Genomic DNA, 7310 nt, shown 5'->3' with positions numbered 1-7310 from the left:
CAAAGGTAAAACCATCAATCGTATCGCTTTCCATGGACAGCGTTTTGTAGCTTCTGGCGGTTTCATTAAGCTTACTGCCGCCGCTGCCGTAGAAATTGGTTTCGATACCATAGATCATCTTATCGGTCTTAACTACATAATCGAAGCGTTTTTCCATCTTGCCTTGATTGGAAATAGCAGAAAGGTCAATATTCCATTTATCGACAATTTCATGGATATACATTTCCTTAAAATAGTTTACATTCCGCTTAAAGCCAGCTTTGACGATAAAGCGTTCCACTAAGTTCTCCATCAGATGGCCACCACGATTTTTTCTGCCGTTGGAATCAAGTCCGGTTTCCACGCCTGTTGCATAATCCAAAAGATTGCCGATAATATGGTTTTCCAATAGCTCAAAAAGGCCAGTCTTGCGCATAAAAACAGCGTATTGCTCGACCGAATAATTGGCCTTTGCAAACTGATACAAATAAGCTCCATCTTCATCCATTGCGTAAATTTCATTCGCCCGCACGGCCAAAAGGAGCGGGATACATTTCATCACTTCAGGATAACGCATAAGCAGTGACTTAAAATCAGCTTCAATATTCTTGGAGCCAATCAGCGAATTTAGAATGTTTAATTCCACCTTCACATTGTCCACATTGCGGAATACTTTTGGAAAATCCACATAATAACCATAATCTGCGATACTTGATCGAAAACTTGCCAGCCATGTCGAAAAATCCCGTTTCATTACAACATCTCCCAGTCCTTAAAAATTAGAAATCAAAAGCTCACTTATCTTTCCCCGGGCTGTGGCCTTGCTGTTAATCATGCGAGTGGCCGAAACGCGCCGGATCTTATGGGCAGCATAAATATCGTCGAAGAACATATCTTCCTCGTCTGTATTTTTGGGATCGGAATTGCTCACGACGACTTTTGCCCCCTTGGCCGCCATTTCGTCAACGAACTTGGCCAGGGCAATCTGGTCATCATCATTAAAGCAGTCCGCCGTGTAGGAGGTAAAGCTGGCGGTAGCGGTCAACGGGCGGTAGGGCGGATCAAAATACACAAAGGTATGCTCGTCAATAAAATCCCGTGCCTTGCTGTAATCACCGCAGACAATCTCTACATTTTGGAGTTTTGCGGCAATGCCCCGCAAGTTTTCTTCATCACAAATCAAAGGCCGCTTATAGGCTCCCATGGGCACATTGTAAGCACCTTTTTTATTGACGCGGTAAAGGCCGTTAAAGCAAGTCTTGTTCAAAAAGATCAGCAGGGCGGCGCGTTCCACTTGAGCTGCATCACGGCCAGCCAGCTTCAATTCATTAAATCGGGCACGCATTTTCATATAATACGCCTTGCGTCCTTCGGTAAGTTCCGGCAGATATGCCGCCTGATATTCCTGCAAGCGGGCAATCAGCTCATCCACATTCACCTTGATGGACTTGTAGGCACCAATCAGTTCACGGTTCACATCACTGATGTAAACGGCATCAAGGTCAAATTTATTTAGCACATCAAACAGAACGGCTCCGCCGCCCACAAATGGCTCGGCATACTTGGTGAACTTGCCGTCGCCAAACGGATAGTAGGCAGAAATCTCGGATAAGAGCTGGCCCTTGCCGCCTGCCCACTTCAAAAAGGGCTTCACGCCTGCCTGCGGCTTTTCCACATAACGCAGACTCCGCGCATCCTGCGGCTTTTCCGCATCTGCGGGGATAATCCACACATTTCCCACCATTTCCGCATTGTGTATACGCTTTTCGGCACATAAAGTCGAAACCCGCCGCTGGGAAATCCCCCATTTGACGGCAGCTTCTTTTGCAGATATAAAGGTCATAACAGTCTCCTTGGTCGATAAAGTTTTGATAATATTATATTCTAGCTTTGGAATAATAGCAATATCAATAATTACTTTTATCAACTCAAAGAACAAGGAGGTTGATAAGTCAACACTGACTTATCAACCTCCTGCTTGGCATTATCTATTCTTCTTTTTCACTCATAAAGTTGACGGCTTTGGCTGGCGTAATGGTAGAGATAGCGTGTTTGTACACCATCTGCTGTTTGCCCATCACATCCAGCACCACCGTAAAATTATCAAAGCCTTTTACATTGCCTTTAATCTGAAAACCGTTGACCAGATGAATGGTCACACCGATATTTTCCTTACGCACCTGATTGAGGAACGTATCCTGTAAATTGATTGCTTTTGCTGGCATATAATCCCCTCCATGTCATTGCGATATATATCTTTAATTCGCCAAATCCCAGAAAAATCCTGCTAAATCCTGCGAAACGCTCTGCAAAAGGCGCATCCCATCCAGTTCATCTGCCATATACCAGTGAATATAGGGCATCTTGCGGAACCAGGTCAACTGGCGTTTGGCAAAATGACGGGTGCTTTTCTGAATCAGGTCAATTGCGTCTGCCTTGCTCATTTCCCCGGCGAGATATGCCGCGGTTTCCTTGTAGCCAATGCCCTGCATCGCCTGCATATCGCGGGTTACGCCGCCTGTGAGCAACTTTCGCACCTCATCTTCCAAACCTGCCGCAAACATCAGCTCTACCCGCCGGTTGATACGCTGATAGAGCCCCTGCCGCTCGCGGTTCAAGCCGATAACATAAACATCATAGCATAAATCGCCCTCGCCGTATTCCTTCTGCCGGGAAATCTGCTCCCCACCGAAGTGCGCTACCTCTAGCGCGCGAATCACCCGACGCAGATTGTTAGCATGAATCTCTGCCGCCGCTTCCGGGTTCACCTGCACGAGAAGGTCATGGACGTATTCCTTGCCCTTTTCTTCAGCCAGTGCCGTCATTTCCTGCCGGTATTCGCTGTGGTCAGCGGTTTCATTAAATTCATAGCCTTCCAACAGTGCCTTGATATATAGCCCCGTGCCGCCAGCAATAAGGGGAATCCGGCCGCGCTTGTTGATGTCCGTAATCAGCCGCCGTGCCTCGGCCACGAAATCCGTCACATTGAAATTTTCCCAAGGTTCCAGATTGTCCACCAGATGATGGACAATCCCCTGCCGCTCCGCCACCGTAGGCTTGGCCGAACCGATATCAAAGCCCTTGTAAAAGAGCATGGAATCGCCGGAAATAATCTCGGTATTTAATTTTTGTGCCAGTTCGATGGATAAATCGGTTTTGCCCACTGCTGTGGGGCCTAAGATAACAATTAATTTTTCCTTACCACTCATGCCTGCATTTCCCAAGTGCCACCGGGCTCAACAATATGCACCTCTGCCCGGCTCATGGCCTCAGTAATCTCCTTATAATGACGCACATCCTGATTGATGATGGGCCAAGTATTGTAATGCACCGGAATCACATGGCGGGCATTTAAGAGCTGTGCCGCCAGTGCCGCATCCTCAAGCCCCATGGTGTAATTATCGCCCACGGGCAGGATGGCATAATCCAAATCGTCCTTCTTGCCAATCAGCTGCATATCCGAGAACAATGCCGTATCCCCGGCAAAGTAAATCTTCAAGCCGCCCATATAAATAACATAACCGCAGGCAATACCGCCCGGCACGCCGCTGCTGTGCTGCGCCAATGTCATACGCACTTTACCAAAAGGCAGTGTCAGCGAACCGCCCAGATTCATGGGATGCTGCTTAAGGCCCGGTACCCGCGCTTCACACACGCCCAGTACCTCTGGTATCCCCACCAGTCCGGCTCCTGTACGGTCAGCGATTTCCGGTGCGTCGCCCAGATGGTCCCCGTGGGCATGCGTAATCAGAATAAAATCGGCCTCCACGTCTTCGACCTTCACCGTGGCCTTGGGATTGCCCGTCAAAAACGGATCGCACAGCACCTTGTACTGCCCATCGTCCAATAGGAAACAAGCATGTCCATAATAAGTAAACTTAACCATCGTCAGCTCTCCCTTCGAATAATTTGCCCGCTAACCATTACCATGTTATGCTATATTTATCATTATAACACAAATTCGAGGTAATGTTTATGCATAACTCTGCTGCACAGGGCATCGCCCTGCCCCAACTGACCATCTACGGAGAAAATTACACGGATACGCCCTGGCTGCTGATTACCGGCGGCCGCGCCCCTGACGCAAGCTGGCTCTCTAAGCTTCCCCCCACCGAAAAAACCTACGCCGCCGACCACGGCCTTGATACCTGCCACCGGCAGAATATTATTCCCGACTATATCTTAGGCGACGGCGACAGCGCCGCCCCCGACACCTGGAACTGGGGTAAAAGCCTCGGCGTCCCCGTAGAGGAATTCCCCACTGCCAAAGACCTCACCGACACCCAGCTGGCCCTTACCAAAATGGAAAAAGCCCCCGCCATCATCATCACGGGAGCTTTCGGCGGCCGCTTCGACCACCTGTACAGTTTGCTGTTTTCCTGCGCCCATCAACAAACGCCCTGTCTGCTGAGTGACGAGCAGGAAACAGTGCTTTTTGTAAAGGATAACGAAGAAATCACACTTCACTTCCACCAGCATCCGCATGCCATTTCCCTGCTCCCCTTCACGGCCGCCTGCACCGGCGTAAATATCGACAACGTCCGCTGGCCTCTTACGGGCGCTGCCTTAACTCAAGCCTTCCCCAACGCCGTCAGCAACGAACTGCTGCCTGACCAGTCCAAACTGGCCGTCAGCATCGAACAGGGAATTCTAGGCATTTACTGCCATTGGCAATAGGTAAGTTTTCGTTACTAAGGCGGCAGGCGGGGAGGGGATAACTTTCGTCTGCTTAGACAGGCTTGTCAAACGCTGCCGAAAGCCATCCCCTCCCCGCCAGCCTTACTTCGTACCTTTATCACTACAATGTAAAGCACCAATACAGTATGCAATAAGCCGTGTGGGCTGATGATATTTTTCCGCAGCTTTTGACAAGCCTGTCTATGGCGAAGGAAAAATATTGTCAGCCCACACGGCGCCTTATCATATCAATGTAATGTACACACTAAGCCCGGTAGCTGATGATGTGTTTCCGTCGCGTTTGACAAGCTTGCACAGAGGAAATACATCATCAGCCATCGGACGTCCTAGCACTTCATTGTAATGCACGCACTAAGCCCGGCGACAGATGATGCTTTTCCGACGCGTTTGACAAGCTTGTCTAAGCAGAGGAAAAGCATCATCTGTCGCCGGGCGCCTTACCGCATCGATGTTACACGAACCTCAAAACTTCCTCTGCCGCAATGCCTCATAAAGCACAATGGCCCCCGACATCCCCACGTTCAGCGATTCCGCCTGCCCATACATGGGAATATACGTCTTTTGTGCCACCGCCAGAATTTCCTGCGATACGCCATTGCCCTCATTGCCCAACACCACCGCCGTTCCTTTGGTAAAATCCTGTCCAAAATGGGGCTTTGCCGTCTCATCAAGTGCCGTAGCCAAAAGCTGCAAATCATTGCACCGCGCAAAATCCGTCAGTTCTTCCACGCTGACACCGCTATATACCGGCACATGGAAAATACTGCCCATAGTGGAGCGCACAGCCTTATCCCCATACACATCCACAGAGCCTTTGAGCAGGATTACACCATCTGCTCCCACGGCGTCTGCTGTGCGGATAATCGTGCCCGCATTGCCGGGGTCCTGCACGCCGTCCATAACCACATACAGAGGATTTTCCCTTTCTGCTGTTTGCGGCAGGAAGGAATTTTTTTGTGCCATGACGAGCAAAATCCCCTGCGGCGTTTCTGTGCCTGCCGCCTTAGCAAACACCGCTTCCGGTACCTCATAGAGCGGACAGTTTTGACTAGTCAATTTCTCGACCAGCTTTGCGCCCCGCTCCTGTTCCCTCATCTGACCGGTCAACAGGCCGAATTCCACCTGCCAGCCTGCTTCTGCCGCCATCTCACAAAGCCTTATACCCTCGGCCACAAACAGGCCCGTCTTTTCCCGCTGTTTGCGCTGTTTTAAGGCCGCCGCCAACTTGATTTTCTTGTTGGCGGGGCTGTCAATTCGTTCAATCATTTATACGCTCCTAACGTTAATCCCAATCACTGTCACCCTTGTGAAACTTACGCACAGCCTCCTCATGTTCAACCTGTGTCTGTTGAATGACTTCGCCATATCCAGTCAAAGCAGCAAACGGAGCAAACTGTGCCGCCCGCTTTTCCCGTGGCATAGGCGGGTGCTTTGACGAAATCGGATGCTCGTGCAAGTTTCCCAACCCCAGGCATGGTCAATCAACAGCTCCGCATTCACCCCGAACAGCCTATAGAGCAAATCCTCATTATGATATTCATGGGCACTGCCCAGCGAACACAGGGCCACATCCCCCATGGTAAAAAGGCCATGCTCCTGCAATTTTTTCGCATAACCTCTGCCCACCCGCCAAAAATCCGTAATCGGCCTGTGGTTCCAAAGTTTTTCCCGATAACCTATTTCGTCTAGTTCCGCAATGCGTACACCGTCTTTATCCGGCGGCATATGTTTGGCTTCAATATCCATGGCAATTTTCGCCAGATAGAGATTCGTGCCGATTCCCGCCGTTGCCGTTATGCCCGTTTCCTGCAGCACATCGCGAATCATCTGCATAGCCAGCTCATGGGCTGTAACTTTACGCACAGCCAGATAGGGCGACACATCAATAAACACCTCATCAATGCTGTACACATGAATGTCCTGCGGTGATACATAGCGCAGATAGATATTGTAAATCCGGCGGCTGACCTCCATATAGAGCGCCATCTGCGGCCTAGCCACCACATAATCCACCGCCATCTGCGGATTACCCGACAGTTCACGAGAATCAATGGAACTGCCAGACAGCTTACGTCCCACGATTTTCCGGCTGCGCACATTATTCACTTGCCGTATTTTTTGCTCGACCTCAAAGAGCCTTAACCGCCCCGGCAGGCCATACGCCTTTAAGGCCGGGGACACCGCCAAGCAGATGGTTTTCGCCGTCCGGGATGCATCGGCTACGACCAGATTGGTGGTCATGGCATTTAGCCCCCGCAGCTTGCACTCCACCGAAGCTTGACACTCCCCATGCCTAAAGGCAGGGATTCTTGGTTCGCTGAACACTGCGGCCTAGCCGTAACCAGTTCGACTTACACGTTCTCCCCAAGCGTAAATTCCCGTGTGTCCCACGGTACTAATTTATGTTAAGCAACCTGTTTTTGTTCTATTGCCTTTCGCAGTATATTTATTGCTGCATTGGCATCTCGGTCATGATTTGAACCACATGCAGGGCAAGTCCAATCCCTGATACCAAGATTCTTAGTTTCCTTGTTCTGGTATCCGCATTTTGAACAGGTCTGGCTTGACGGGTAGAATGTATCTACCTTCAAGATTTCAGAGCCATGCAATTCTGCCTTGTATTCAAGCTGACG

8 protein-coding genes and 1 pseudogene are annotated in these 7310 nt (G+C 50.0%); 1 reads left to right on the top strand and 8 read right to left on the bottom strand.

Going from position 1 to position 7310, the window contains the following annotated elements:
* The 5 genes from G598_RS0114765 to G598_RS0114745 form a co-directional block, all read right to left on the bottom strand.
* Nucleotides 1–733: type II restriction endonuclease (locus G598_RS0114765; protein ID WP_026767570.1), on the bottom strand; the 733-nt coding region annotated here is incomplete at its 3' end.
* Between the two features lie 18 nt (nucleotides 734–751).
* Nucleotides 752–1822 carry a DNA adenine methylase gene (locus tag G598_RS0114760; RefSeq protein WP_026767569.1) on the bottom strand — a complete coding sequence of 357 codons (1071 nt, stop codon included), beginning with the start codon at nucleotides 1820–1822 and terminating at the stop codon, nucleotides 752–754.
* A 145-nt stretch (nucleotides 1823–1967) separates the two neighbouring features.
* The gene (hfq, locus tag G598_RS0114755; RefSeq protein WP_026767568.1) at nucleotides 1968–2204 is read right to left on the bottom strand and encodes an RNA chaperone Hfq; all 237 of its coding nucleotides are present in this window, start codon (nucleotides 2202–2204) and stop codon (nucleotides 1968–1970) included.
* Between the two features lie 33 nt (nucleotides 2205–2237).
* The gene (gene miaA, locus G598_RS0114750; RefSeq protein WP_026767567.1) at nucleotides 2238–3188 is read right to left on the bottom strand and encodes a tRNA (adenosine(37)-N6)-dimethylallyltransferase MiaA; all 951 of its coding nucleotides are present in this window, start codon (nucleotides 3186–3188) and stop codon (nucleotides 2238–2240) included.
* Nucleotides 3185–3865 (bottom strand): metal-dependent hydrolase, encoded by a 681-nt coding sequence (locus G598_RS0114745; RefSeq protein WP_026767566.1) that lies wholly within the window; start codon nucleotides 3863–3865, stop codon nucleotides 3185–3187. The genes miaA and G598_RS0114745 overlap by 4 nt, the downstream gene beginning before the upstream one ends.
* Before the next feature lie 89 nt (nucleotides 3866–3954).
* Between G598_RS0114745 and G598_RS0114740 the strand changes: the two genes are divergently transcribed.
* A complete protein-coding gene (locus tag G598_RS0114740) occupies nucleotides 3955–4656 on the top strand; it encodes a thiamine diphosphokinase (protein WP_026767565.1) in 702 nt (233 codons plus the stop codon).
* Between the two features lie 483 nt (nucleotides 4657–5139).
* Here the strand turns inward: G598_RS0114740 and G598_RS0114735 are convergent, their stop codons facing one another.
* The 3 genes and pseudogenes from G598_RS0114735 to G598_RS18185 form a co-directional block, all read right to left on the bottom strand.
* Nucleotides 5140–5943 carry a TrmH family RNA methyltransferase gene (locus G598_RS0114735; RefSeq protein WP_026767564.1) on the bottom strand — a complete coding sequence of 268 codons (804 nt, stop codon included), beginning with the start codon at nucleotides 5941–5943 and terminating at the stop codon, nucleotides 5140–5142.
* A gap of 192 nt (nucleotides 5944–6135) precedes the next feature.
* A pseudogene (locus G598_RS18190) lies at nucleotides 6136–7002 on the bottom strand (Y-family DNA polymerase); the annotation flags it as partial.
* A gap of 80 nt (nucleotides 7003–7082) precedes the next feature.
* Nucleotides 7083–7310 (bottom strand): zinc ribbon domain-containing protein (locus tag G598_RS18185; protein WP_037364634.1); only part of this gene is annotated, 228 nt, incomplete at its 5' end.

Origin of the sequence: Selenomonas ruminantium subsp. ruminantium ATCC 12561 (genome assembly GCF_000424065.1) — a bacterium.
GTDB lineage: Bacteria > Bacillota > Negativicutes > Selenomonadales > Selenomonadaceae > Selenomonas_A > Selenomonas_A ruminantium.
The sequence above is the reverse complement of the archived record's forward strand: the minus strand, read 5'-3'. Positions and strand labels throughout refer to the sequence as shown.

Coding starts and splice junctions, on each gene's coding strand:
- G598_RS0114760 (WP_026767569.1), bottom strand. CDS start 1,822: ATGACCTTTATATCTGCAAAAGAAGCTGCCGTCAAATGGGGGATTTCC.
- hfq (WP_026767568.1), bottom strand. CDS start 2,204: ATGCCAGCAAAAGCAATCAATTTACAGGATACGTTCCTCAATCAGGTG.
- miaA (WP_026767567.1), bottom strand. CDS start 3,188: ATGAGTGGTAAGGAAAAATTAATTGTTATCTTAGGCCCCACAGCAGTG.
- G598_RS0114745 (WP_026767566.1), bottom strand. CDS start 3,865: ATGGTTAAGTTTACTTATTATGGACATGCTTGTTTCCTATTGGACGAT.
- G598_RS0114740 (WP_026767565.1), top strand. CDS start 3,955: ATGCATAACTCTGCTGCACAGGGCATCGCCCTGCCCCAACTGACCATC.
- G598_RS0114735 (WP_026767564.1), bottom strand. CDS start 5,943: ATGATTGAACGAATTGACAGCCCCGCCAACAAGAAAATCAAGTTGGCG.